The organism is Photorhabdus akhurstii (genome assembly GCF_019090985.1).
In the GTDB taxonomy this organism is placed as follows: domain Bacteria; phylum Pseudomonadota; class Gammaproteobacteria; order Enterobacterales; family Enterobacteriaceae; genus Photorhabdus; species Photorhabdus akhurstii.
Map to the genome: position 1 here is coordinate 1,496,251 of NZ_CP020335.1, position 26,952 is coordinate 1,523,202.

Here is a 26,952-nt window from a genome sequence, read left to right on the forward strand (position 1 = left end):
TAACAAAAGGAAATCAAATAGAAAATATCATCCTTAATAAATGTTTCATAAATGTTTTTATTTAAGCGTTTTTTATGTCATGGCCTGTTTTTTACGACGTCTTTGGTTCGTACTTTTTGCCGAAAAACCAAACGATTAGGTTGATTGTACTGATAGCCATGCCAGCGGCGGCGACGCCATACCAACCTGAGTGTTTGTAAGCATAGCCTGAAACCAGAGAGCCAAAGGCTCCACCGATAAAATAGATGGTCATGTAAGCGGCAGTGAGTCGGTTTCTGGCTTCCGGCATCATGCGGTATATCGTGCTTTGATTCGTAACGTGAACACCTTGAATTGCAATATCAAGAAGCAAAATACCTATCATAAAGCCAATTAATGATTCTTTAGCTAAACCGATCGGTATCCATGAAAGAAGTAATAGCACCAGAGAAATGGTGGTGGTCAGAGAGCCTTTTCCTTTATCAACGAGTTGCCCAGTTTTGGCTGCCATTAGTGCTCCGGCGGCGCCGACTAACCCAAATAAGCCGATTACGCCTTCGGAATAGTTAAAAGGAGGCGCTGAGAGCAGGAATGCCATTGATGTCCATAGCAGGCTGAAATTGGCAAATGTCAGTGCTCCCAGTATAGAGCGTACTCTTAGAAGAGGGGTTGTAGTAACGAATTTTGCAATAGAGCGTAGTAATTGGAAATAATTGAGATCAGTTACTTGTTTATAACGGGGCAGGTAGCGCCATAATGTTAAAGAAAGGATCACCAATAAGACGCTGGCAACCCAAAAAACAGTTCGCCAACCACCAAGAGTCGCCATTGTTCCTGATATGGTTCTTGCCAGTAATATTCCAAGCAGTAAACCGCTCATAATCGTACCGACAGCTTTCCCGCGCTGGTGGGGGAGGGCAAGTGTCGCGGCCAGAGGGACCAGTACTTGGGCGACTACCGAAAATAAGCCCGTCAGTGCCGTTCCTAATAGCATTTGCCAGATGTTTTGCGATGTAGCGGTAATCAATAATCCAACGGCGGCTAATATTGTCATGGAGACAATCAGGCCGCGTCGCTCAAATATATCACCCAGTGGAACAAGGAATATCAAGCCGACGGCATAGCTCAATTGAGCTGTGGTCACAATAAATCCCGCTTCATTGGCGGTCAGATTAAATTGTAGTGCGATAGTATCGAGCAGTGGTTGCGCATAGTAGTTGCTGGCGACAACCAGACCTGTGGCGATCGCCATCAGAGCTACTAAAGCAGGGCTTAATGATGTACGGGAAATATTTTCTTCCATAGATAGGTTTTCTTATATTTAAACAGCAAGTTAAGTGAGGGAGATAGATATTTAATTTATTAAAAAAAGTAAGTAGTCACGTGATAAATTTTTCACATTGTAATGATTTTTTATTATCAGATTCAATGCTAAAACAGAAGGAATCGAGGGGTTAAACTTAAAAACACTAATTGAGTCGATAAGTTTGGTATAAAAGAAAATGAAAGTGAAAAATAGTGAATTGGTACAGACCAATTCACTGTGATATCCAGAATGTTAATTATTTTCGGCAGCCTTGGCGGCGGTTTCGATCCAACCATCAAACAATTTCTGATGAGCCTTAATCCAACCATTGGCGTGACGTTCAATCTCCGCTTGTGATGCTTCACCATTATGCATCCGCAAATTTTGGGCGTTGATATCAGCGAGGGGCATTTTCATGATAGAAAATAGTTTGGCGGCGGACGGGTTGACTTCTGCCCACTTTTTATTGGCGGCAATGTGCATAATACTTGGCGGGAAACCATAGTTAGCACCATTTGGCAGTTTCGTATCTATCCTTTCATCGTTAGGCATAGCGGAGAAAGGAACTTGCAGCCAGACAACATCTTTACCCGGTTTCAGCACATCACTAACCCAATAAGGTGTCCATGTGTAATATAAGATGGGTTTGCCTTCTTTATAGCGGGTAATAGTATCTGCCATCATGGCCGCATAGTTCCCTTGATTATGTTCAACGCTATTGTTTAAACCATAAGCTTTAAGATGATGGTTAATGGCGATTTCACAGCCCCAGCCGGGATTACAGCCAGTCAAATCGGCTTTGCCATTACCGTTAGTATCGAATAATTTGGCTATTTTCGGATCTTTCAGTTGGGCAATATTCGTGATGTTGTATTTTTCCGCTGTTTTTTTGTCGATTAAGTACCCCTGAGCGGCATTTTCTACATAGTTGCCAACACGGTAGAATTTTGCGTTGCCGCCTGTTGCCTGATATTGGGTGTTGTGCAGAGGTTCCCAACTTACAGCCATAAAGGTTGCGTCACCGGAAGCGATAGAGGAATAGGCGACGTTGTAGTCTACTTCTTTGATGGGTTTGACATCATAGCCAAGCTTTTCCAATGCCTTACTGACGATCAACGTCTGAAATGTTTCTTCGCTAAGGGTGCTTTGTACGGGTTGTACGCTGATACCTTTACCTGGTAATTCGACAGCGAATAATTGAGAGCTTATCAGTGATGACAGGGATATCGCCCAGATAACTATTTTGCGCATGGTTTTTTCTCCTGTTGCGGTCATCATGTGTTTACCAAACTCTTGTGGTTTGATCGGTGTTTTTGAAGGTTATGCTTTTTGGCTGAATAAACGGGTAATTAACCCAATTGGCCCAGTGGCATACCAGCGATTTACCCCTTTCGTTCGGTTATCGCGGCCAAGGGACTGTGTTAGGCGGTCAAGGAGAATCGCCAGAATAACAATCCCGACGCCGCCTACTGCGGCAAGTCCCATATCGAGACGGCCAATACCTCGCAAAACCATTTGGCCTAAACCACCAACTGCAATCATTGATGCAATAACAACCATTGATAGGGCTAGCATCAAGGTTTGGTTGACACCGGCCATAATGGTTGGCATAGCCAGTGGTAATTGAACTTTAAACAGCATCTGGCGAGGGCTGGCGCCAAAAGATTCGGCTGCTTCTATCAGATCTGTCGGAACTTGTTTGATGCCTAAAATTGTCAGACGGACAATCGGGGGGAGAGCAAAGATAATGGTGACGATAACCCCAGGCACGTTACCGATGCCAAACAACATGACAATCGGGACCAGATAGACGAATGCCGGTGTGGTTTGCATAGCATCAAGCAGAGGTTGAATGATTTTTGCAGCTCTTTTGCTGTGTGCCAGCCATATACCGAGTGGTAAGCCAACGATAGTGCAGAACAACAGAGATGTCAGAGCTAGTGATAGCGTAACCATCGCTTCAGACCATGCGCCTATTGCACCAATAATTACCAGAGAAATCAGCGCGGTAATACCCATACCAATGCCTGATAACTGCCAGGCAATCAAGGCGAAAAATAGGATGGCAATAGGGGCCGGTATTGAAGTCAGACATTGTTCAAAGCCACTGAGAACAAAGTCAATGGGGACGCGTATTCCCTGAAATGCGGGACGAAAATTTAGCACAATCCAATCAATAGCATGTGTTACCCATGAATCTAAGGGGATAAGTGGGTGTTGGAATGGGTCCATGATATTGAAATGTTCAGGCTGTACCGTAGTTGTGGGAGCATCCAGCCAGTCAGAACCTGTTGCATTGTCAGCACTGGTTCCGTTACTCCAGGGATCTGTATTATCCACAGTAGAGGAAGGGGTATCCTGTGTATTCTGTCCAGGCTGAGTTTGATGTTCGTTTTGGTTACTCATTTGGTGTCTCCTTATCTAATGCCTGCAACAGCATCCCTTTGGAAATAACGCCGATGTATTTGTCGTTATTTCCAACAACCGGAACCGCACAAGGTGATTGTGCTACAACAGCAATCAGCTCATTGAGGGGCATATCTGCGGCAACGGCGGTCGGTTCCGCTAATATGGCGTGTTCGATAGGTTTTTTTTCCCGTAATGCTTTTTCCAATGAATTTGTGGAAACTATACCGGCGAATTTTTGTCCATGTTCGATTAAGTAACCATAGTTTCTGTTTTCGTCATCGAGGACTTTCAATGCAGAAAGAGGACCAAAACCGGGTGCAATATGCAGCAGAGAGTCTGGACGGCGACGGGCAATGTCTTTAGCACTAAACACATGGCTGATATCTACGCCACGAAAGAAAGTTTTTACATAGTCATTTGCTGGATTATTCAGGATTTCATCAGGTGTGCCGACTTGTACAACAACACCGTCTTGCATAATGGCAATCCGATCGCCGATGCGCATTGCTTCATCTAAATCATGAGAAATAAAAACGATAGTCCGCGGCTGATTGCCTTGCAGACTTAGCAGTTCATCTTGCATTTCTGTACGAATTAATGGGTCGAGGGCAGAAAACGCTTCATCCATTAGCAAAATATCTGGGTTATTAGCTAATGCTCTGGCAAGCCCGACACGTTGGCGCATTCCGCCTGATAGCTCATCTGGATAGGATTGCGCATAATTTTCCAGGTTTACCTGTTTCAGTGCATCCAATGCTTTTTTATCGCGCTCTTGTTTGGCGATCCCGGCAAGTTCCATACCAAAGGCGCTGTTTTCCAGTACGTTTAGATGTGGCATCAGTGCAAATGATTGGAAAACCATACTGATTTTGTTACGGCGAATTTCTCTTAATGCTGTTTCTGGAATCTCAGAAATATCTTCACCGTCAATTAGTACCTGGCCGCGAGTCGGTTTTATCAGACGATTGAGAAGGCGTACCATTGTGGATTTGCCGGAGCCTGATAATCCCATGATGACAAATATTTCTCCTTCTTCAATGGCCAGATTGGCATTTTGTATGCCGACAGTCATACCTGTCTTTTCAAATATCTGATCTTTGCTTAAGCCTGAATTCAATAATTTGAAAGCATATTCTGGATGATCGCCAAATATCTTATAGAGGTTTTTAACTTCAAGTTTAATTGCCATGAAATAGTTACTTCCCTTTCGATGGTTATGTAATGGTGTTATGCATTATTCATCTCTGCATGATTCTTTGAATATATATACCCTAACATACTGAGAGAGCCTGACAACCCTATGTTAATAATAATTAATGTAAAAAATAGTAATATTAAATGACTTAAATTAGATGTATTTGTCGTAATTTCATTGTTATTGGCAATTTATTTCATATAAGTCAATGTGGTTGTTGAAAGGATAATTTCATTCTATGTTGCTGTTATTAATATATTTTTACATTTTATTGCCAAATGAATTATTTGCTATGTTGTAAATGGAATCGATTATTAGTTTATAGTGTTGATTATATCTAATTGGAATGAAATTTAATTTAAAATTAATTAGCTATATTAATGTTTTTTGTTGTTTCTGATGATAATAGGAGGCAGTAATGGCAAAAAATATCCATAGAAATGGCAACAATCATGAAAAAATGCCATAAAAATATAAAGATTTTATGGCGTTTTATCGTTTAAAAAACAGGCTCAATAATATGGGCATTAAAATATTAGAGTATTATGGTTATTTTGAATTATCCTATATAAAATCAAATCATTATCTTTAGAAATTCCAATCTTCATCCTCAGTATTAACTGCTTTACCGATAACATATGATGAACCTGAGCCAGAAAAGAAGTCATGGTTTTCATTGGCATTTGGTGATAATGCAGAGAGGATTGCAGGGCTGACATCTGTCATTTCTGGAGGAAATAAGGTTTCATAGCCAAGATTCATTAACGCTTTATTGGCATTATAATGCAAGAATTTTTTAACATCTTCACTCCAGCCAATAATATCATAAAGTTCTTCTGTATATTTAATTTCATTTTCGTATAATTCTAATAATAATGAAAAAGTGAATTCTTTAATTTCTTTCTGTTCTAATGTTGAATATTTATTTAATGATTGTTGAAATTTATATCCAATATAATAACCGTGAATGGCTTCATCCCGGATAATAAGTCGGATTAAATCGGCTGTATTTGTTAATATTCCTCGACTTGACCAATACATAGGTAAATAGAAACCCGAATAGAATAAAAATGACTCTAGAAAAACACTGGCGACTTTTTTCTTTAATGGATGATGATAACTATAATGATTTAATATAATTTTGGCTTTATTCTGTAATGAAACATTGCTTTCACTCCAGCGATAAGCATCATCCACATCAGTTGTTAGGCATAATGTTGAAAAAATCGAACTATAAGAACGCGCGTGAACAGCTTCCATAAAGCTAATATTGGACATAACCGCTTCTTCGTGAGGTGTTAGAGCATCTTCCATTAACGCTGGAGCACCAACGGTGTTCTGAATTGTGTCCAGTAGTGTCAGCCCGGTGAATACTCGAATAGTCAGCTCTTTTTCTTCTGTCGTCAGTGTATTCCATGAAGGAATATCATTGGATAATGGAATTTTTTCCGGTAACCAAAAATTAGTTGTCAGTCGGTTCCAAACTTCTAGATCTTTGTCATCTTCAATTCGGTTCCAGTTAATTGCGCGTATAGGATTACTAATCATAATAAATTTCCAGAATCATTTTACAGTGAGCATGAAACACAATCTTGTACTTCCGTGCCTTCCAGAGCAGTCTGTTTCAGACGGATGTAATAAAGTGTTTTAATTCCTTTACGCCAGGCATAAATTTGGGCTTTGTTAATATCACGTGTAGTGGCGTCGTCTTTGAAGAAGAGTGTCAGTGATAATCCTTGATCGATGTGTTGAGTGGCTATAGCATAAGTATCAATAATTTTTTCCGGTCCTATTTCGTAAGCATCTTGGTAATATTCAAGATTATTATTCGTCATAAATGGCGCTGGGTAATATACTCGTCCTGTTTTACCATCTTTACGGATCTCAATACGGGATACAATCGGGTGAATGCTTGAGGTTGAATTGTTGATATATGAAATAGAACCTGTAGGAGCAATGGCTTGGAGATTTTGATTGTAAATACCGTGAGTCATAATTGAGGCTTTTAATGCAAGCCAGTCTTGTTGATTAGGAATGGTTATTCCTGCTTGTTCAAACAATTGAGAGACTTTTTTTGTCTGAGGTTGCCATGCGCTTTCTGTATATTTATTGAAAAATTCACCACTGGCATAACGAGAATCTTTAAAACCTTTAAAGTAGCTATTGCGTTCAATGGCGATCTGATTGGAAGTACGCAGAGCGTGGTAAGTGACAATATAGAAATAGATATTGGTGAAATCTATTCCTTCTTCGGAACCATAATGAATTTTTTCCCTTGCCAAATAGCCGTGAAGATTCATTTGCCCCAAACCAATGGCATGAGAATCCTGATTTCCTTTTTCAATAGAAGGAACTGAACGGACATGGCTCATATCTGATACCGCGGTTAAAGCGCGGACAGCCGTTTCAATAGAGAGGGCAAAATCAGGTGAATCCATTGTATGAGCTATATTCATTGATCCCAGATTACAACTAATATCTTTCCCAATATGGCGGTAACTTAAATCATCTTCATATTCGCTGGCACTGTTAACCTGTAAAATTTCGGAGCATAAATTACTCATATTAATCCGACCTTTAATTGGGTTAGCATTATTCACAGTGTCTTCATACATAATATAGGGATAGCCAGATTCGAATTGGATCTCAGCTAACGTCATGAAAAATTCACGGGCATTTATTTTTGATTTCCGAATTTGTTGGTTATTCACCATTTCAGCATATTTTTCTGTAATGCTAATTTCGGACATTGGAACACCATAAACCCGTTGAATATCATAAGGTGAGAATAGATACATATCTTCATTATGTTTAGCCAGCTTAAAAGTGATATCAGGAATAACGACGCCAATAGAGAGTGTTTTGATACGGATTTTTTCGTCGGCATTTTCCCGTTTTGTATCCAGAAAACGGAGAATATCGGGGTGATGAGCATGGAGATAAACAGCGCCTGCACCTTGGCGTGCACCGAGTTGATTGGCATATGAGAATGCATCTTCCAGCATTTTCATCACTGGGATAACACCTGATGATTGGTTTTCAATCATTTTTATCGGCGCACCCGTTTCCCGTAGGTTACTGAGTAAGCATGCGACACCACCGCCACGTTTTGAAAGCTGTAATGCTGAATTCACCGAACGTCCGATGGATTCCATATTGTCTTCAATGCGCAGCAGGAAACAGGAAACCAATTCTCCTCGCTGTTTCTTACCACAATTAAGAAAGGTTGGCGTTGCTGGTTGAAAACGGCCGCTGATCATCTCGTCCACCAGACGACAAGCCAGCATCTGATCGCCTTGGGCCAGGGTCAGTGCTACCATGCATACCCGATCTTCATAGCGTTCCAGATAGCGTTTATTATCGAAGGTTTTCAGAGTATAGCCGGTGTAATATTTGAATGCGCCCAGAAAGGTTTGAAAGCGGAATTTTTTGCTATAGGCTTGCTGAAAGAGCTTTTTAATAAAAGCAAAATCGTATTGCTCCAGCACGTTTGTTTCGTAATATCCCTCTTGTTGGAGGAAATCCAGCTTCTCTTTTAAGCTATTAAAAAATAGTGTGTTTGGATTTACATGCTGGCGAAAATAGTAATGAGTAGCCAGTTTGTCTTTATCAAATTGCATCTTTCCTTCACTATCGTACAGATTGAGCAAGGCATTTAAAGCATGATAATCCTGTTGTGCATTAATTTGAAAAGTCATAATTACCTATTCTCTAATGAATCAGTTGCCAGAATCTTTGAATACCTTGGCGTACCCGTTGTACATCTTCTTCAGTGCCCAACAGTTCAAAACGGTATAGGAGGGGGATTTGACATTTCTCTGAAATTATCCGTCCAGCTATGCCGTAAGCTTCGCCAAAGTTTGTATTCCCGGCCGCGATGACTCCCCGGATTAGTGCCCGGTTTTCGGCGATATTTAGAAATCGAATCACTTGTAGTGGAACGGCGCCTTTAGCACTACCACCGCCATAACTGGGTGTCAGTAAAATGTAAGGAGAAGTTACATTTAATAGGTTACCCGATTGATTGATCGGAATACGAAGGGCTGGTATCTCCAGTTTCTGAACAAATCTATGGCTATTACTGGACGAACTGGAGAAATAGATCAGCGGATTTATATTCATAATAAACCTACAAATTCTCAGTTAATGCGTTGATTTTATCTGGACGAAATCCTGACCAATGCTGTGTGTCCGTGACAACCACAGGAACTTGCTGATAGCCCATAGCACGGATAGTCGCTAAAGCCTGCGGGTTTTCGGTCAAATCGACAATCTGATAAGGAATGTTTCTTCGGCTTAGCGCTTGATAGGTTGCGTTGCATTGTACACAGTCTGGTTTGCTATAAATGGTAATGCTCATTAACGACTCCTTTGTCAGTTTGTGGGCATGCAATGGCAAAATTTGGTTCATGAGTAATAATTTTACTAAAGGCCAGAACTTGAGCTATACTATATATAGTGAAATTTTATTTCAACCATACTATATATGGTGTTAATTTTACATCGAGTGACTATCATTAAAATTACAATGTGAGTTATTCTCTGTTTGTTGGCCGGCTTTTCGCCTTTAGACAAGTTTAAGTTTTCTAGTCGGTGGTAAGGGAGCAACTGAATTCATCATTGCAATTTGTCGAAAAGACGATTTACTCTAATCCCTATAATGATTGATATTTTTTTCAATGGAGGTGGTTATGTATCATCACTATTTTGATACACCCAAAGGATTCCCTAAACCGTATATTCATATCACTGCGGATGATAAGGGGGTGACCAGTCTATATTTTGTTGATGAAAAAACAGCGCCCGAAGTAAAAAATGATATTACCAAGCAGTGCGTGAAAGAGTTACGGGGATATTTTGCGGGTAAGCGTACTGAGTTTTCTGTTCCACTTAACCCGGCAGGAACTGAATTCCAGCAGCGTGTATGGTTACAGCTATGTAAGATCCCATTTGGAGAAGTGTGGAGTTATAAGCAACTTTCATTAGCATTAGGTTCAGTTAATTATTGCCGCGCGGTAGGAATGGCTAATTCTCGTAATCCGATCTCATTAATTGTGCCTTGCCATCGTGTTATTGGACATGATGGTAAATTGGTGGGATATACCGGAGGCTTGAATATTAAAAGTTGGCTATTGGAACATGAAAAAGCCTAGTCATTTGTTTGTTAGGTAAATTGTGTGATAAAAGACCAGGGAGGGTTATAGATATTTATATATGTGTATTATTTAGTGGTAAAACTAAATTAAAGATAACATCTATCGTATTTTATTATGCTTTTCGTGATCTTGGTTGTAGACAGTGAACCAACTTATTTGCTGTACTGTATGCGACACAGATTTTGTGTCTTAATTTTCACGTTAAAGGTAAGTTTGATGTCAAAAATTAAAGGTAACGTTAAGTGGTTTAATGAATCTAAAGGATTCGGGTTTATCACTCCAGAAGATGGTAGCAAAGACGTATTTGTGCATTTCTCTGCTATTCAGAGTAACGGATTTAAAACTTTGGCAGAAGGTCAAAAAGTAGAGTTTGAAATCACTGACGGCGCTAAAGGTCCATCTGCTGTAAACGTTGTCGCTATCTGATTTTAACTCCGTATTTCGAAAACCCGTTATTTCAACGGGTTTTTTTTGGCTTGTGTGATATGCAGATAATTTTAATTTAAAGTTCACGCATCAATACAAAAGCTAACACGGTCATTAATAATGAGCCAAAAAGATTAAGCAAAACTGTTCCCAGCGCCCATCCTAGTTTTCCTTCCTGTAACAAATAAACCACTTCAACAGAAAAGGTGGAAAAGGTTGTTAAACCTCCACAAAAACCGGTGGTCAACATCAATTTCCAGGCCGGATCGAGATGGGTAGATTTATTAAAATAGGCTAACCCTAGTCCGATAATTAATGCACCGATACAGTTAACAGTAAGGGTGCCAATCGCGATATTAGAAGAAATATTATTAAGGCGGAGGCTGATAAACCAGCGTAATACGCTGCCTAAGCCGCCTCCGATAAATACTGCCAGAATAATATTAGTCATAATATACCCATCATCTTTCAAGCTGCCTATTTGTTGGCTGCACTAGCTCACCCCGGTCACATAGTTTGCTATGCTCCCGGGGATTCACTCCCTTGCCGTCGCGATGCAGCTTGAAATCCATAGGGTATAAGAAACTGGGTTATTTGACCTCTTCACCTCTGGCTTGCAAGTCAGCATGATAAGAAGAACGAACAAATGGACCGCAGGCGGCATGGGTGAATCCCATAGCTAACGCTTCTTCCTTCATCTCATCAAATTCCTGTGGGCTGACGTAACGTTGTACCGGTAAATGATGACGACTAGGTTGTAGGTATTGTCCCAGAGTCAGCATAGTCACACCGTGGCGGCGCAGATCACGCATAACATCAAGAATTTCTTCGTTGGTTTCACCAAGACCGACCATTAGACCCGATTTGGTTGGAATGTCAGGGTGGGCTTCTTTAAACTTTTCAAGTAATTTTAGTGACCACTCATAGTTTGCACCAGGGCGCACTTGACGGTAAACCCGAGGTACGTTTTCCAGATTATGGTTAAAGACGTCGGGTGGTGTTGCTGTCAGTATTTCAAGTGCTCGATCCATACGTCCACGGAAATCAGGCACTAAGGTTTCGATTTTAATGGATGGATTTTTTTCACGAATAGCAGAAATGCAGTCAGCAAAGTGTTGAGCGCCACCGTCACGTAGGTCATCACGGTCAACGGAGGTGATGACAACGTAGCGCAGAGCCATATCTTTGATGGTTTGTGCCAGTTTTACCGGTTCGTTGGTGTCAGGCGCCATTGGGCGGCCGTGTGCAACATCACAGAAAGGGCAACGGCGGGTGCAAATTGCGCCAAGGATCATAAAGGTTGCTGTACCGTGATTGAAACATTCAGCCAGGTTAGGGCAGGACGCTTCTTCACAGACGGAATGCAGACCATTTTTGCGCATGGCGGATTTGATGCCCTGAATGCGGCTGGAATCCGCAGGAAGTTTGATTTTCATCCACTCAGGTTTACGCAAGATTTCTGTACGTTCGGTCATCACTGTTTTGACCGGGATCAGCGCCATTTTGTCTGCGTCGCGGTACTTAATGCCACGTTCCATCTGAATTGGTTTACTCATAATCGTGCTGGTTCCAGTGTTAAATTCATCAGGTTGAGATCTATCATTCAGTCTACTGTATGACAAACCATTAAAAAATTTTTGAAAAATGTTAAAAAATTATAGCATCTTTAATTGTTCAATTTAAATCCTAACTGCCGGCAAAATTTCTCCACCAGAATAGGCTGTACTTGCTCAACAGTAATTCCGGGAACTAAGTCACTGAGTTGAATCATTTTCATGCCGGCATAGCCACAAGGATTAATACGCAAAAAGGGTTCTAAATCCATTGTGATATTGAGGGCTAACCCGTGGAAAGAACAACCTTTGCGTATCCGTAATCCAAGAGAGCAAATTTTGGCTTCATTGACGTAGACACCGGGAGCATCCGGGCGGGCATAGGCTTCCACACCAAAGTGAGCAAGGGTTTTAATGACAGTATCCTCTATCGCCGTAACCAATTGCCGTACACCAATTTTGGCGCGTTTGATGTCAATCATGACATACATAACCTGTTGACCAGGGCCATGATAGGTGACTTGTCCACCACGATCGGATTGAATAATCGGAATATCACCGAGGGATAGCAAATGTTCAGCTTTACCTGCTTGTCCTTGAGTAAAGACTTTTGGATGCTGTACCAGCCAGATTTCATCAGGTGTATTAATATCTCGCTGCTCAGTGAATAAGTGCATTGCATCAGAAATCGGCCCGTAGGGTTGTATTCCTAATTGACGTAAGAAAATCGTTTTATGTTGCAATTGAAACTTCATTTGATAGCTATAAGATTTGGTCAGTATAACCCTCGGAAGAGGTTCTCTCCAGTTTAGCGCGCTTGAAACAGTGGTATTTCTGATAGATAAAGAATCCCCTGTGAAATTATAGGGGATTTTTTGGCTTCTATTACAGCACGACCCGTACCAGTTCAAGGTTACCTAACTCTTCATACAGCGTTTCTACCTGTTCAATATGAGTTGCATTTATGGTAATGGATACTGAGTGGTAGTTGCCTTTGCTGCTTGGTTTCACTTGTGGAGAGTAATCGCCCGGTGCATGGCGTTGAACTACTTCAACGACCTGATTGACTAGCTCAGGCTCCGCCAGGCCCATCACTTTGTAAGTGAATGAACAAGGGAACTCAAGTAGTTCATTTAATTTCGTTTTCATGGGCGCTCCTGTTTTTGCTTTCCGCGATCGTACGGTCAGTTTCTTCTGTAAAATTTGATACTTTCCCCCGCCTTAAAACGCGGGGGACTTACTGCGATTGGGCGGTAGCCCGATTCGCTTTGGTGGGGTTTATCGCTTAATTATCTCAAGAATTAGCCAAACCAATGATGAAATAGTAGCTTGATGTAATCGATAAAGCGGCTAAAGATGCCGCCTTCTTTTACTTCATTCATGACGACTAAAGGCCGCTGTTCAATAGTCTTACCATCAAGTTGAAAGTTGATAGTACCCACGACTTGATCTTTCGCCAGTGGTGCATGTAATTCACTATTATTCATGACATAGCTGGCTTTCAGATCTTTCAGACGGCCACGGGGAATAGTCAGATAAACATCTTTATCAACACCTAACTGAACCCTATCGTTATCGCCAAACCAGACTGGTTCAGAAGCGAACTCTTTGTTTGCTTGCAGAGGAGCAACAGTTTCGAAGAAACGAAAACCCCAGGTCAGTAGTTTCTTACTTTCTGTTTCTCGGCCTTTGTAAGTGTGGCCGCCTAATACCGCAGAAATCAGACGCATATCGCCTTCCGTTGCAGAAGCGACCAGGTTATAACCCGCTGCGCTAGTGTGACCGGTTTTGATACCATCGACATTCAAGCTTTTATCCCACAACAAGCCGTTACGGTTTGTTTGACGGATATTGTTGTAGGTAAACTCTTTTTCTTTATAGATGGCGTACTCTTCGGGAACATCACGGATCAGCGCTTGACCAATCAGCGCCATATCACGGGCAGAGCTATATTGGCCTTCTGCATCCAGACCATGAACGGTTTTGAAATTCGTATTCTTTAATCCGAGAGATTTCACATAACCATTCATTAAATTAACGAAAGACTCTTGGCTACCGGCAACATAATCTGCCATTGCAACACAGGCATCGTTACCGGATTGCAAGTTTATACCGCGGGATAACATGGAAACCGAGACCTGATCGCCTGGCTTGAGGAACATCAGGGAAGAACCTTTAAATACCGGATTACCTGTTGCCCATGCGTCAGTACCGACAGTGACCATATCATTTGGGTGGATTTTGCCTGATTTAATTGCTTGACCAATGACATAACTGGTCATCATTTTTGTCAGACTGGCAGGATCACGGTGTGCATCTGCATTCATTTCGGCTAGCACTTTGCCTGAATTGTAATCGATAAGGATATAAGCTTCCGCGTCGATCTGAGGCACGCCTGGGATCATCGTTTTCAGGTTGATATCATTTCCATCGGCAAAGGCAGAAGCACTTATTGCCAGCGCGACACCCAAGGTGGCGCTTTTTATAAAATGAAAAGTGGTTGTATATTTCATGGTCGGTTGGACAGCATCCGTGAGAAAAGGTTGATATCGAGTCACATCATAGCAAATGAAAAAAATACTGACATTGCCAAATTTTGACAAGACTCGGGTTTACATTTTTTTACTCCTCTTACTGATATCTGAATCAAAGTGAGATATCAGTAAGAGAACGATTAAGGGCTGACGATAAAAGAAGACTGTTGTATCTGGTCAGCCAGTTTTTGTTGTAAATCGGCAGCTTGCTGGCGATTGTTGAATGGCCCCAACTGTACACGATAAACGTTACTATGTTGAGTTACGCGTCCTTGAACATTAAAGCGTTGCGCCAGTGTTTGTTGCCACTCTTTTGCTCGTTGCTCACTGCTAACAGCGCCAACCTGAACCATAAAACCGTTCGCTGAGGCGGCTGTCGGTGCTGTTACTATCGAAGTACTGTTTGTAACAGGTTTAGGGGGTTGCAGTTTCATTGCGGGTAGTTGCTCGGTAGTTTCCGGTTGTGCCATCAATGATTGAGTTTGTTCCACCTGCTGATTTGTTAAAGGCTGGCTGCCGGTCTGATCAGGGACGTTCTCCATTGTTGGTGTTCCTAGTGGGCTGGTTGTCAGCGTGGGTCTACCCGGTAGAGCGTAACTCTGTTTAACTATCTGGCTGCCAATGGTACCGGGGCCAGATACAGAACCGTCTTGGGCCACCTCAATAAAATCAACCTTAACTTTGGTACTTTGAGTCAGGTTTAAGCGTTCAGAGGAAGCCTTCGATAGCTCGATAATTCTCCCTGGTTTATAAGGACCACGGTCATTGACTCTAACAATCATCATACGGCCATTGCTCAAGTTGGTCACACGGACATAACTTGGAATTGGCAGGGTAGGATGGGCGGCTGTCAGCGCATAAGGATTGAAACGCTCGCCAATTGCGGTCATTTTGCCGCTAGATTCTTCACCGTACCAACTCGCGTAGCCAGTTTCACTGAATTGAGACGGATTTTGAACAATGTGATAAGTATGTCCGTTCATCTGATAATCATTATTGGCGCTAGGGTGATAAGGCTCGTAGCGAGGTTCTGCTCCCAGAACATCCTGCGTTGGTACTGCTGGTAACGGGGAAGGTTTTTGTTTGTCAGGAGTAGTACAGCCGGATAGCAGGGCTGCAATCATGCCAAGTATAAGCCAGTGTTGACGCATTGAAACCTCTTCTCTATAAACTTTTAGACAACAATTTTCGGTGTGTGTGAATCGACATGATAATGCCGAAACCAGCCATTAAGACGATTAACGCTGAGCCGCCATAACTGACAAATGGCAAAGGAACGCCTACTACAGGCAGAATACCACTCACCATGCCGATATTGACGAAGATATAAACAAACAGGATTAACACCAGGCCGCCAACCATAACCCGGCCAAAAGTGTTCTGTGCCTTGGTTGCTATGACCAGTCCACGCAGAATTAATAACATATATAATGTTAATAATAGTAGTACGCCAATTAAACCAAGTTCTTCCGACAGTACGGCAAATATGAAATCTGTATGACGTTCCGGCAGAAATTCCAGTTGAGATTGTGTTCCTAATAGCCAGCCTTTACCTGATAAGCCACCGGAGCCAATTGCGATTTTTGATTGAATAATGTGGTAACCCTTACCTAGCGGATCGCTTTCTGGATCAAGTAGCATCATGACGCGATCACGCTGATAGCCATGCATCAGGAAGAACCACAAAATGGGGATAAAGCAGGCTAATAGTAGAGCTGCAATGCCGATCAATCGCCAACTCATGCCAGAAAGGAACAAGACAAATAGACCGGAAGCCGCGATCAGAATTGAAGTCCCCAGATCTGGTTGAGCGGCAACCAGTAAAGTCGGCAGAAAAATGAGCATCAGAGCAATGGTGGTATTTTTCAGCGAGGGCGGGCATAAATCGCGGTTCATAAAGCGTGCGATCATCAGTGGTACTGCGATTTTGGCGATCTCAGAAGGTTGGAAGCGGATGATGCCTAAATCCAGCCAGCGTTGTGCGCCTTTACTTATTTGCCCGAAAGCGTCGACAAAAATCAGTAAAATGACACAAACAATATAGAGATGGGGCGCCCAGCTTTCATAAACTCTTGGCGGAATCTGCGCCATGATGAGCATGACAACCAGTCCGGCGCCAATTTGACCAACTTTGCGCTCCATCATACCCATATCTTGACCGCTGGCACTCCACATAACAAAAGCGCTGTATATCAGCAATGCCAAAATGCACAGGAGTAACGGTAGGTCGATATGTAATCTGGTCCAGAGAGGAACCCTTTTTTGGTTTTCTGTCATGGTGTTAATCAGTCACTTTCTGTTCCGGGGGGAGTCGGGACCGCATTCGGCAATGTTGTGTTGTTATCCCCTAATAGTACATGGTCGAGGATTTGGCGAACAAGGGTTCCTACTGCTGGACCTGCGCCACCATTCTCTAAAATAATGGAAAGAGCTACGGTCGGATTTTCATAAGGCGCGAAAGCAATCATCAGCTTATGATCCCGTAAATGCTCTGCAATTTTACTGGCATTGTAGGTTTCATAACTGTAGACCTGTGCTGTTCCCGATTTGGCCGCTGCTTTATAAGGCGTGCCGGTAAAACTCTTGTGGCCGGTACCGTTTGGCAAGTTGGCAACACCGTACATGCCACTTTTTGCTAATTCCCAATATCCTGAATGGATATCGCCAATCTGGATATTTTCTGTTTGTTGATAAGGGATCATCTCACCTTTCAGCTTCTTGCTTAGCAGCAGATGTGGTGTTTTTACATTACCATCGTTAATTAAAGTTATCAGCGCTTTCACCATTTGAATGGGGGTTGCTGTCCAATATCCTTGGCCGATGCCAACAGGAATGGTATCTCCTTGGTACCAAGGTTTTTTATATTTCCTTTGTTTCCATTCGCGAGTAGGCATGATACCGGTGCGTTCTTCGGCCAGGTCGATGCCAGTGTATTCGCCATAGCCAAACTTGGTCATCCATTCAGATAGACGATCAATTCCCATATCATAGGCAACTTGATAAAAGAAAGTATCCGCTGATTCTACAATGGCTCTATGCGGATTGAGACTACCATGTCCCCAACGTTTCCAGTCACGGTAGCGTTTTTCTGAACCCGGTAATTGCCACCAACCCGGATCAAAAATGGTGGTATTTTTATTGATCACGCCTGTGCTTAGTGCTGCAACAGTAATGAAAGGTTTCACTGTCGAAGCTGGAGGGTAGATCCCTTGAGTAGCACGATTAATAAGCGGTCTATCAGGGTTGTTTAATAATTCCTGGTAGTTCTTATTGGAGATGCCGTTTACGAATAGGTTTGGATCATAGCTTGGGTTAGATACCAGCGCCAGAATTTCCCCATTACGTGGATCACTGACAACGACCGCAGCACGGCTGGTTGTGAGGAGTTTCTCAATGTAGATCTGTAATTCGAGATCGATAGTGAGGTAAATATCTTGTCCGGCCTGCGGTGGTTGTTCATGTAATTGGCGTATTACCCGGCCTCGGTTATTCACTTCGACTTCTTCGTAACCTGTTTTGCCGTGTAAAACAGCTTCATAGTAGCGTTCAATACCCAGTTTGCCGATGTCATGGGTAGCGGCGTAATTAGGTAAAATACCTTCTTTATCCAATCGTTCTACATCTTTATCATTAATTTTAGCCACATAGCCGATGATATGTGTCAGTGCTGAACCATAAGGATAGAAGCGGCGTTGGTAACCTTTTATTTCAAAACCAGGGAAACGATATTGGTTAACGGCAAAGCGTGCGACTTGAATATGGTCAAGCGACGTTTTTAGTGGAATAGAGGTAAAGCGGCGCGAACGCTTACGCTCTTTTTCAAAGTTGGCAATGTCTTCGTCAGTCAGATCGATAACATTACGTAAATCATTTAGCGTTTGCTCAAGGTTTTCTACCTTTTCGGGGATGATTTCCAACTGGTAGATGGTTCGATTAAGCGCCAATGGGGTGCCGTTACGGTCATAGATGATACCGCGGCTTGGCGCAATTGGAACCAGTTTAATACGGTTTTCGTTTGAACGGGTTTGATAGTCTTCGTGGCGAGTAATTTGTAAATGGTAAAGATTGGCAATCAGGATACCAGTCAGTACCAGGATGATAATAAACGCCACCAATGCGCGGCGAGCAAATAGGGCTGATTCAGCCGTATAATCACGAAAAGGGGTACGTTTATTTTTCATCCCATTGCCAGAATTCGCTTTTATCCGTTGATAACCAAATTATTCCCGATGATAGGGATGATTGGTGGTAATGCTCCATGCCCGGTACAGGCTTTCCGCAACCAAAACCCGGACCAGAGGATGGGGTAAGGTCAGAGGTGACAGTGACCAGCTTTGTTCTGCGGCAGCTTTACATGCTGGAGCGAGACCTTCTGGCCCGCCTATCAATAAACTGACATCTCTACCATCTCGTTTCCAATGTTCAAGTTGTTGCGCCAGTTGAGGTGTTTCCCAACGGGAACCCGGAATATCCAGGGTAACAATACGGTTGCCTTTGCCAATAGCGGCCAGCATCTGTTCGCCTTCTTTTTCCAGAATGCGCTTAATATCTGCATTTTTGCCCCGTTTGCCAGCCGGAATTTCTACCAATTCAAATGGCATATCTTTGGGAAAACGGCGCAAATAATCGATAAAGCCGGCCTGTATCCAGTCCGGCATTTTTGTACCTACAGCGATTAATTGCAGCTTCAAACTCAGCTCCAGAGCTTTTCAAGTTCATACATGCGGCGGCTCTCTTCTTGCATGACATGTACGATAACTTCACCGAGGTCTACGACGATCCAGTCAGACACGCCTTGCCCTTCAACGCCAAGTGGGATCAGGCCGCTCGCACGACAGTCATCAACCAGATTGTCTGCGACAGACATCAGGTGGCGATTGGAGGTTCCGGTGCAGATAATCATGCAATCGGTAATACTGGATTTCCCTTGAACATCAAGGGAAACGATATCCTGTGCTTTGGAGTTTTCAAGCTTATCAATAACAAACTGTTGGAGTTCTTTACCTTGCAAAAGGCTCATCCTTATTTTTTATCACAATTGATTAAATAGTGCGGAATAATAGCATGCCAGGTCACTTAAGGGTAAGCCAACTAAGCGACTAATCGAGGTAGATTTCGCTATTGGCGATATAACCCCTGTGAGTCTATATACTTTTGCACTGAAAGGGGGAGTAAATCGTCACAACTTAACCCTTGCTGGTGGCGTTGACGGATATCTGTTGCTGAGATAGGCAGCAGCGGTGTATCCGCCAGATAGATATAACCGTTAGGTTGACTACCAAGCTGGTTTGGATCGCGGATTTGATGTTCTGTAAACCATTGTTGCATTTCAGTTGTGGAAAACTGGGTCTGATAACCTGGACGAGCGCAAACCAATAAATGACAGAGACTCAGCAGTTCTTGCCAACGATGCCAAGTATGCAGTGATAATAAAGCATCTTGGCCGATTATAAATGCCAGTGGTTGTTTGTTGCCAAGTTCCTGACGGAATGACTCTAGCGTATCAATTGTGTAGGAGGGCGTGGTGCGCTCCAGTTCACGCCTATCGATGGTAAACAGAGGGTTATCTTGTACAGCCAGTTGTACCATTTCAAGCCGCTGTTGTGCGGAGGCTTCTGGTTGTGGGCGGTGTGGCGGGACGTGATTTGGTAGTAAAATCACTTGTTTCAGACCAGTTTGATATGCCAGGGTTTCAACTGGTTGTAAATGCCCATAATGGATGGGATCGAATGTTCCACCAAATAATGCTTGAATAACGGGTTGTTTGGGGCAAGTAGAATTAGTGGTATGAGGCATTAAGCAAGCTCTCAGGTAAGGTTTTGCCACATAACAGCATGGAAAGAGTTTCTAAATTTGACCAAATAGGCTGGCCGTAATCCTGCTTGATTTGGCGTTCCATCTGTACAAGTAAATGAAGTGCTTGCTGCAAATCATGTTGAGTGAGACGTTGCAGAGCACTTGTCAGTAATGGGCGACGGTTTTGCCATACCCGATGCTGATCTAACAGCGTTTTCATCGGAGTTGTGGTACTTTGGCGTTTCAGAGTGAGTAGTAGCAGCAATTCCCGCTGTACGGTACGTAATAGAATAACAGCTTCGCAATCTTCTTGTTTTAACTGTTTCAGAATATGCCAGGCTCGTTTTGCTTTACCCGCTAATAACGCGTCTACCCAGTGATAAGGTGTAAAGTGAGCCGCATCATTCACTGCATTTTCAATACGATGTAAGGTCAGTTTACCATCTGGGTATAGCAGGGAGAGTCGCTCAAGTGCCTGAGCCAACGCCAGTAAATTTCCTTCATAGCAGTAACACAGTAGTTGATTGGCCTGCTCTTCCAGCGTCAATTTCATGGCTTTGGCCCGTTGTGCAACCCATTGCGGCAGACGGTGCTGTTCGGGTGTCTGACAACTGACATAAACACCGTTTTTTCCTAGTGCTTTGAACCAGTTACTGTTCTCCTGAGCTTTGGTTAATTTCAGACCACGTAGTATTAACAGTATATCTGGGTGAAGAAGCTCTGCTAGTTTTACCAGTTGTTCAGCCATTGCTGCGTTAGGGCCATTTTCCGGCAGAAGCAAAGTGAGTGTTTGACGGCTAGCAAATAGACTTAATGACTGACAGATACCAAATATCTCATCCCATTCGGTATGATTGTCCAGCGTATAGGTGAAGTGTTCCGTGAATGCGTGTTTTTCAGCAGCCTTGCGGATGTGATCTTGGCTTTCCTGCAATAGTAGAGGTTCATTACCCCATATCAGATAACAGTTTCGCAGCCCCTCATTGAGCTGCGAAATCAGTTGTTCGGGATAGAGTTTGATCATTGTGCTTGCGCAGCTTGCTGTCCTGACTGCTTTTCTCTGGCTTTCTGCTTTTCTGCGTTGTGAACAGTCAATAACTGGCGAACTAACCCGCGAGCGGCTTGTTCACGCATTTCCTGATTGATTATCTCGTTTTCAGCATCTTTCGCCAGAGCTTCTAATGGGTTGTCGAAAAAAGAGCGGTCAACCCTGGAGCGCAGCGGATATACGCTGCCGTCTGGCATAATGACTTGTGCATCAACGTACAGTGTCAATTGGCGTTCAGCAGCCTTACCATCTTGGAAAACAGAGACAGTATCTTTATTTTCAGAAGAGCCGATTAACTTCAAAATAGGAATATCAGCGCTGCCATCCTCAAGGATAGTGACGTTATTCAGACGAAGCTGTTGGCGAACAGAACGGGCTAGTGGCCCATATGGGTCACTGCTTGTTAATTGCAGCTTTTTGAGTTCTGGTGGCACCTGAGTGGTGCCGCGCAGATGAAAACCGCAGCCAGCGGTGACCAGCACCGCCAACCCCAGCAACAACGTTAAAATACGATGCCGCACATTGCCTCCTTTATCAGCCGACGACCAGATTCAGCAGTTTGCCTGGTACATAAATGACTTTGCGAATAGTGACGCCTTCGAGATATTTCGCCACACCATACTCTTGTGCTGCCAGATCATGAACATATTCTTTAGTCGCATCGGCTGGCACAGTAACACGACCACGCACTTTACCGTTAACTTGAATGACGACTAGCTTGGTATCGTCAACCATTGCCTGTTCATCAGCTTGTGGCCAATCAGTCGTATCAATATCTCCTTCACCACCCAGAGCTTGCCACATTGTAAAGCAAGCATGAGGTGTTATTGGTGACAACATACGGACAACCGCCAACAGAGCCTCTTGCATCAGAGCGCGATCCTGCTCAGTTTCTTGTGGTGCGCGGGTCAGTTTATTCATTAATTCCATTACCGCAGCGATAGCAGTATTGAATGCCTGACGGCGCCCGACATCATCTGTGACTTTAGCGATGGTTTTGTGCAGATCTCGGAATAGATCTTTTTGTTCCACTGTCAGGTTTGTGATGTCCAGCGGTTGAGTTGCCCCTTTGCTGCTATGTTCATAAACCAGGCGCCATACACGTTTCAGGAAGCGATTTGCTCCTTCAACGCTGGATTCTTGCCATTCTAATGTCAGCTCTGGTGGAGCCGCGAACATCATAAACAGGCGAACGGTATCAGCACCATATTTTTCTACCATCAATTGAGGGTCAATGCCGTTGTTTTTGGATTTAGACATTTTGCTCATGCCGGTATAAATCAGCTCATGGCCTTCTTTATCCGTCGCTTTAACGATACGGCCTTTATCATCACGCTCAACAATAGTATCAGCTGGGGAAACCCAGATTTTTTCACCATTTTTGCCGGTGTAATAAAAAGCATCGGCGAGAACCATGCCCTGACATAACAGGCGCTTAGCGGGTTCATTGGAATTGACCAAGCCTGCATCACGCATCAGTTTATGGAAGAAACGGAAATACATCAGATGCATGATGGCATGTTCGATACCACCGATGTATTGGTCAACTGGCAGCCAATAGTTAGCAGCCGCTGGATCGAGCAAGCCTTTGTCATAATCTGGACAGGTATAGCGAGCGTAGTACCAGGAAGATTCCATAAAGGTATCGAAGGTATCTGTTTCACGTAGTGCTGGTTGGCCGTTGATAGTGGTTTTTGCCCACTCAAGATCAGCTTTAATTGGGCTGGTGATGCCATCCATTTTGACATCTTCCGGCAGAATAACAGGCAGTTGATCTGCTGGAACCGGAACAACCGTGCCATCTTCCAGTGTTGCCATTGGAATAGGAGCGCCCCAGTAACGTTGACGGGAAACACCCCAGTCACGCAGACGATAGTTGATTTTACGCTTACCTACGCCCATTTCCACCAATTTATTAGCGATGGCATTAAAACCGGCTTCGTGATTCAGACCGCTAAATTCACCGGAATTAAACAGAACATTCTTATCCGTTACCGGGGCTTCATGAACATTTGGTTCATTACCTTCACTGTCCAGAATAACGGCTTTCATTGGCAGGTTATATTTTGTCGCAAATTCCCAATCGCGTTGATCGTGGCCGGGAACTGCCATGACAGCACCGGTGCCGTATTCCATCAGGACAAAGTTTGCAACCCAGATTGCCACTTTCTCTTTGGTCAATGGATGAATAGCAAACATACCGGTTGCCATGCCTTTCTTCTCCATTGTTGCCATATCTGCTTCTGCAACTTTGGTATTACGGCACTCATCAATGAAAGCAACCAGTTCAGGGTTATTTTCTGCTGCTTGTTTTGCCAGAGGATGGCCTGCGGCAACCGCAACATAAGTGGCGCCGAGGAACGTATCAGGACGGGTAGTATAGACGGTCAGCTTCTCCTGACTATCAACCACATCAAAAGTGATTTCTACCCCTTCGGAGCGACCAATCCAGTTGCGCTGCATGGTTTTGACCTGTTCAGGCCACTCTTCCAGCATATCCAGATCATTTAACAACTCTTCGGCATAATCAGTGATCTTGATAAACCATTGCGGAATTTCTTTACGTTCAACTTTAGTGTCACAACGCCAACAACAGCCATCGACCACTTGTTCATTAGCTAGAACGGTCAGATCGTGAGGGCACCAGTTAACTGCGGAGGTCTTTTTATAAACCAGACCCTTTTCATACAATTTAGTGAAGAACCACTGTTCCCAACGGTAATATTCCGGGGTACAGGTTGTGACTTCACGATCCCAATCGTAACCGAAGCCCAGTGTTTTCAACTGACCTTTCATATATTCGATGTTGGCATAGGTCCACGGAGCAGGCGCGGTATTGTTTTTGACCGCGGCGCCTTCCGCAGGCAGTCCAAACGCATCCCAACCGATAGGTTGTAGGACATTTTTACCCAGCATACGCTGGTAGCGGGAGATAACGTCGCCGATAGTGTAGTTGCGTACATGGCCCATGTGTAGTCGGCCAGAAGGGTAAGGTAGCATGGACAGGCAGTAATATTTTTCTTTACTGTTATCTTCTGTCACTTTAAAAGTTTGCTTCTCTTGCCAATGAAGCTGAACTTGCGGCTCTATATCTTCTGGACGGTATTGTTCTTGCATGGCACCGATAATCCTATGGTGAGTAAAAAGCTACGCTGGTAGCAATCATTTAGTTGGTAAAATATGAGATCGGCATAGCATATCTGATTTGATATATAAGAAACAGTGGTTCTGAGGGAAAATCCGATGGCGACGGGTGTCACCACCGGAAATGAAATGAGGTTAGTGAAGAATTTTAGCGAGAAATTCTTTGGCGCGATCTGATTTTGGATTCGCAAAGAAATCTTCTTTCTTGCTATCTTCAACAATTTTGCCTTCATCCATAAAGATAACTCGGCTGGCTACTTTACGGGCGAAGCCCATTTCGTGAGTAACAACCATCATGGTCATCCCTTCGTCTGCCAGTTTAACCATGACATCAAGCACTTCATTGATCATTTCAGGGTCGAGTGCGGAGGTGGGTTCGTCAAATAGCATGGCAATCGGGTCCATACAAAGGGCACGGGCGATTGCTACACGTTGCTGCTGACCACCGGAAAGTTGCGATGGGAATTTATTCGCCTGACTGGCAAGCCCGACGCGTTCAAGTAATTTCAATCCTTTTTCTTCTGCCGTTTTTTTATCACGATTGAGCACTTTAATCTGTGCCAGAGTTAAATTCTCAATGATGGAGAGATGGGGGAACAGCTCAAAATGCTGGAACACCATGCCGACTTTAGAACGTAGTTGTGCCAGATTGGTGTTTTTGTCATTGACTTTAATGTCATTAACCAGAATTTCACCCTGTTGGATGGATTCCAGACCATTAACCGTTTTTATCAGGGTGGATTTGCCTGAGCCGGATGGGCCACAGACCACAACGACTTCACCTTTTTTAACTTCAGTTGAGCAGTCGGAGAGAACCTGAAATTGGCCATACCACTTGGATACATTTTTCAGGGAGATCATCAAACAGTCCTTTTCTTCAAATAGTTAACCAGCATAGATGCGGCAATACTAATAATAAAATAAACCAAACCAGCAAATAGGATCATTTCGACCTGAGTGCCATCACGCTCACCGATATTTGCCGCAGTACGGAAAAAGTCCGCGAGACTGAGCACATACACCAATGAGGTGTCTTGAAACAGTACGATCCCCTGTGTCAATAACAGCGGAGTCATCGCACGGAATGCTTGAGGCAGGATAACCAGCCTCATACTTTGCATTGGCGTCATACCTAATGCCAGTGCCGCCGAAGATTGCCCGCGGGAGATACTCTGAATTCCTGCCCGGATAATTTCTGAATAGTAAGCTGCTTCGAAAAAGGCGAATGCAACCATAGCTGAAATTAAACGAATATCTGTTTTCGGAGAAATCCCCAGAACATTCTGTACTAGGCTAGGTACAATTAGGTAGAACCATAACAGTACCATAACTAGTGGTACAGAGCGGAACAGATTGACATATAAAGTGGCAAACCAGCTCAGTACTTTTATCGAAGAGAGCCGCATAACGGCCAGCACGGTTCCCCAGAGAATACCGACAACAACAGCAATAATCGTTATTTTTGCTGTAATGACTAAGCCTTGTAGCAGAAACGGGATACTGGGGATAATCGAACTCCAGTCAAACTCGTACATTTATTGACCTCCAATATTACCCGGTAAACGTACCTTTTTCTCAAGCAAGTGCATGGCGAGCATAATCACCAGATTGATTCCGACATAGGCCAACGTAATGGCGGTAAATGTTTCATAAGCATGTGCTGAGTAATCAAGTAACTTACCTGCCTGTGCTGCCATATCTACCAGACCAATAGTGGAGGCGATGGCGGAGTTTTTTACCAGATTCATCATTTCTGATGTCATGGGTGGAATGATCACTCGATAGGCGTTGGGTAATAGGACATAGCGATAGGTTTGTGGCAAGGTTAGCCCCATTGCCAGCCCTGCCGATTTTTGCCCGCGTGGTAGTGATTGTATGGCGGCACGAACCTGCTCACACACACGTGCCGCAGTGAAAAGACCTAAACAGACAGTGGATGAGAGAAAAAATTGAATATTAGGGTCCAATTCAGTTTTAAACCACAGACTAATTTTTTCTGGCAGTAGTTCAGGTACAACCAGATACCAGATAAAAAATTGAACTATCAGCGGTACGTTACGAAAAAGCTCAACATAACAGGTCCCTATCCCAGATAATATTTTATTGGGAACAGTGCGCAAGATGCCGAACAGCGAGCCGACAATGAAAGCGATAATCCAGGCGCAGATAGACAAGGCGATCGTCACCTGAAATCCAGCTATCAACCAGCCTAGATAAGTCGTATTGCCAAAGGGGGCAGCTTGCAAAAAGATGCCCCAGTTCCAATCGATTGACATAATAATACTCCCTGCGAGGGGGTAGTTTGATCCCCTGAAAGCGACTGATTGGCTGAGAAAAAAAAGCGAGGTAGGGAACGGCCACCTCGCACCCTGTGATGCCAATCAAATAGTCATTTTTTAATTATAT

27 protein-coding genes are annotated in these 26,952 nt (G+C 43.4%); 2 read left to right on the plus strand and 25 right to left on the minus strand.

The window, feature by feature from the left end:
* Positions 1-91 precede the first annotated feature (91 nt).
* The 8 genes from B0X70_RS06425 to nrdH all read right to left on the minus strand — a co-directional run bounded on the left by B0X70_RS06425 (position 92) and on the right by nrdH (position 9,249).
* Complete coding sequence (locus B0X70_RS06425; protein ID WP_217471155.1) at positions 92-1,282, minus strand: MFS transporter; 1,191 nt, start codon at positions 1,280-1,282, stop codon at positions 92-94.
* Between the two features lie 255 nt (positions 1,283-1,537).
* Positions 1,538-2,536, minus strand: a complete 999-nt coding sequence (proX, locus tag B0X70_RS06430; protein WP_217471156.1) for a glycine betaine/L-proline ABC transporter substrate-binding protein ProX — start codon at positions 2,534-2,536, stop codon at positions 1,538-1,540.
* A gap of 69 nt (positions 2,537-2,605) precedes the next feature.
* Positions 2,606-3,691: a glycine betaine/L-proline ABC transporter permease ProW gene (proW, locus tag B0X70_RS06435; protein ID WP_040151557.1), complete on the minus strand. Its 1,086-nt coding sequence runs from the start codon at positions 3,689-3,691 to the stop codon at positions 2,606-2,608.
* Positions 3,684-4,883, minus strand: coding sequence for a glycine betaine/L-proline ABC transporter ATP-binding protein ProV (proV, locus tag B0X70_RS06440; RefSeq protein WP_217471157.1), 1,200 nt, complete (start codon positions 4,881-4,883; stop codon positions 3,684-3,686). Before proV ends, proW begins: the two co-directional genes overlap by 8 nt.
* A 594-nt stretch (positions 4,884-5,477) precedes the next feature.
* Positions 5,478-6,437 (minus strand): class 1b ribonucleoside-diphosphate reductase subunit beta, encoded by a 960-nt coding sequence (gene nrdF, locus B0X70_RS06445; RefSeq protein ID WP_217471158.1) that lies wholly within the window; start codon positions 6,435-6,437, stop codon positions 5,478-5,480.
* A 20-nt stretch (positions 6,438-6,457) separates the two neighbouring features.
* Positions 6,458-8,587, minus strand: coding sequence for a class 1b ribonucleoside-diphosphate reductase subunit alpha (gene nrdE, locus B0X70_RS06450; RefSeq protein ID WP_217471159.1), 2,130 nt, complete (start codon positions 8,585-8,587; stop codon positions 6,458-6,460).
* Positions 8,588-8,600: 13 nt separating this feature from the next.
* Complete coding sequence (gene nrdI / locus B0X70_RS06455) at positions 8,601-9,005, minus strand: class Ib ribonucleoside-diphosphate reductase assembly flavoprotein NrdI (protein WP_040151579.1); 405 nt, start codon at positions 9,003-9,005, stop codon at positions 8,601-8,603.
* A 13-nt stretch (positions 9,006-9,018) separates the two neighbouring features.
* Positions 9,019-9,249 carry a glutaredoxin-like protein NrdH gene (gene nrdH, locus B0X70_RS06460; protein WP_036776755.1) on the minus strand — a complete coding sequence of 77 codons (231 nt, stop codon included), beginning with the start codon at positions 9,247-9,249 and terminating at the stop codon, positions 9,019-9,021.
* Between the two features lie 331 nt (positions 9,250-9,580).
* Here nrdH and B0X70_RS06465 point away from each other — a divergent pair, with 331 nt between their 5' ends.
* Both B0X70_RS06465 and cspE read left to right on the plus strand, forming a co-directional pair.
* On the plus strand, positions 9,581-10,042 hold the full coding sequence (locus B0X70_RS06465; protein ID WP_036776753.1) for a methylated-DNA--[protein]-cysteine S-methyltransferase: 462 nt from the start codon (positions 9,581-9,583) through the stop codon (positions 10,040-10,042).
* 219 nt (positions 10,043-10,261) lie between these two features.
* Positions 10,262-10,471 (plus strand): transcription antiterminator/RNA stability regulator CspE, encoded by a 210-nt coding sequence (gene cspE / locus B0X70_RS06470; protein ID WP_021323071.1) that lies wholly within the window; start codon positions 10,262-10,264, stop codon positions 10,469-10,471.
* A gap of 76 nt (positions 10,472-10,547) precedes the next feature.
* On the opposite strand, the gene crcB is transcribed toward cspE, so the two are convergent.
* The 17 genes from crcB to B0X70_RS06555 form a co-directional block, all read right to left on the minus strand.
* On the minus strand, positions 10,548-10,922 hold the full coding sequence (gene crcB / locus B0X70_RS06475; RefSeq protein ID WP_036776815.1) for a fluoride efflux transporter CrcB: 375 nt from the start codon (positions 10,920-10,922) through the stop codon (positions 10,548-10,550).
* Positions 10,923-11,061: 139 nt separating this feature from the next.
* Complete coding sequence (gene lipA / locus B0X70_RS06480) at positions 11,062-12,027, minus strand: lipoyl synthase (protein ID WP_036776751.1); 966 nt, start codon at positions 12,025-12,027, stop codon at positions 11,062-11,064.
* Between the two features lie 110 nt (positions 12,028-12,137).
* Positions 12,138-12,779, minus strand: a complete 642-nt coding sequence (gene lipB / locus B0X70_RS06485) for a lipoyl(octanoyl) transferase LipB (protein WP_181147858.1) — start codon at positions 12,777-12,779, stop codon at positions 12,138-12,140.
* 130 nt (positions 12,780-12,909) lie between these two features.
* Positions 12,910-13,173: a DUF493 family protein YbeD gene (ybeD, locus tag B0X70_RS06490; RefSeq protein ID WP_011145617.1), complete on the minus strand. Its 264-nt coding sequence runs from the start codon at positions 13,171-13,173 to the stop codon at positions 12,910-12,912.
* Positions 13,174-13,325: 152 nt separating this feature from the next.
* A complete protein-coding gene (gene dacA / locus B0X70_RS06495; RefSeq protein ID WP_036776813.1) occupies positions 13,326-14,537 on the minus strand; it encodes a D-alanyl-D-alanine carboxypeptidase DacA in 1,212 nt (403 codons plus the stop codon).
* Between the two features lie 161 nt (positions 14,538-14,698).
* Entirely contained in the window at positions 14,699-15,709 is a 1,011-nt protein-coding gene (gene rlpA, locus B0X70_RS06500; RefSeq protein ID WP_040151550.1) for an endolytic peptidoglycan transglycosylase RlpA, read from the minus strand.
* 13 nt (positions 15,710-15,722) lie between these two features.
* Positions 15,723-16,835 carry a peptidoglycan glycosyltransferase MrdB gene (mrdB, locus tag B0X70_RS06505; protein WP_036776743.1) on the minus strand — a complete coding sequence of 371 codons (1,113 nt, stop codon included), beginning with the start codon at positions 16,833-16,835 and terminating at the stop codon, positions 15,723-15,725.
* An 8-nt stretch (positions 16,836-16,843) separates the two neighbouring features.
* Positions 16,844-18,739: a peptidoglycan DD-transpeptidase MrdA gene (gene mrdA, locus B0X70_RS06510; protein WP_036813319.1), complete on the minus strand. Its 1,896-nt coding sequence runs from the start codon at positions 18,737-18,739 to the stop codon at positions 16,844-16,846.
* A 39-nt stretch (positions 18,740-18,778) separates the two neighbouring features.
* The gene (rlmH, locus tag B0X70_RS06515; protein WP_040151546.1) at positions 18,779-19,249 is read right to left on the minus strand and encodes a 23S rRNA (pseudouridine(1915)-N(3))-methyltransferase RlmH; all 471 of its coding nucleotides are present in this window, start codon (positions 19,247-19,249) and stop codon (positions 18,779-18,781) included.
* A gap of 2 nt (positions 19,250-19,251) precedes the next feature.
* The gene (gene rsfS, locus B0X70_RS06520; protein WP_074525019.1) at positions 19,252-19,578 is read right to left on the minus strand and encodes a ribosome silencing factor; all 327 of its coding nucleotides are present in this window, start codon (positions 19,576-19,578) and stop codon (positions 19,252-19,254) included.
* Between the two features lie 98 nt (positions 19,579-19,676).
* On the minus strand, positions 19,677-20,354 hold the full coding sequence (gene nadD, locus B0X70_RS06525) for a nicotinate-nucleotide adenylyltransferase (RefSeq protein WP_051560668.1): 678 nt from the start codon (positions 20,352-20,354) through the stop codon (positions 19,677-19,679).
* Positions 20,338-21,378, minus strand: coding sequence for a DNA polymerase III subunit delta (holA, locus tag B0X70_RS06530; RefSeq protein ID WP_040151545.1), 1,041 nt, complete (start codon positions 21,376-21,378; stop codon positions 20,338-20,340). The genes nadD and holA overlap by 17 nt, the downstream gene beginning before the upstream one ends.
* Complete coding sequence (gene lptE / locus B0X70_RS06535) at positions 21,375-21,923, minus strand: LPS assembly lipoprotein LptE (protein WP_217471160.1); 549 nt, start codon at positions 21,921-21,923, stop codon at positions 21,375-21,377. Before lptE ends, holA begins: the two co-directional genes overlap by 4 nt.
* A 13-nt stretch (positions 21,924-21,936) precedes the next feature.
* Positions 21,937-24,519 (minus strand): leucine--tRNA ligase, encoded by a 2,583-nt coding sequence (gene leuS, locus B0X70_RS06540; RefSeq protein ID WP_217471161.1) that lies wholly within the window; start codon positions 24,517-24,519, stop codon positions 21,937-21,939.
* Positions 24,520-24,681: 162 nt separating this feature from the next.
* The gene (locus B0X70_RS06545; RefSeq protein WP_036813335.1) at positions 24,682-25,407 is read right to left on the minus strand and encodes an amino acid ABC transporter ATP-binding protein; all 726 of its coding nucleotides are present in this window, start codon (positions 25,405-25,407) and stop codon (positions 24,682-24,684) included.
* Positions 25,407-26,081 (minus strand): glutamate/aspartate ABC transporter permease GltK, encoded by a 675-nt coding sequence (gltK, locus tag B0X70_RS06550; RefSeq protein ID WP_036776721.1) that lies wholly within the window; start codon positions 26,079-26,081, stop codon positions 25,407-25,409. Before gltK ends, B0X70_RS06545 begins: the two co-directional genes overlap by 1 nt.
* Positions 26,082-26,822, minus strand: a complete 741-nt coding sequence (locus B0X70_RS06555; protein ID WP_036813338.1) for an amino acid ABC transporter permease — start codon at positions 26,820-26,822, stop codon at positions 26,082-26,084. It lies immediately after the preceding gene.
* Between the last annotated feature and the right edge of the window lie 130 nt (positions 26,823-26,952).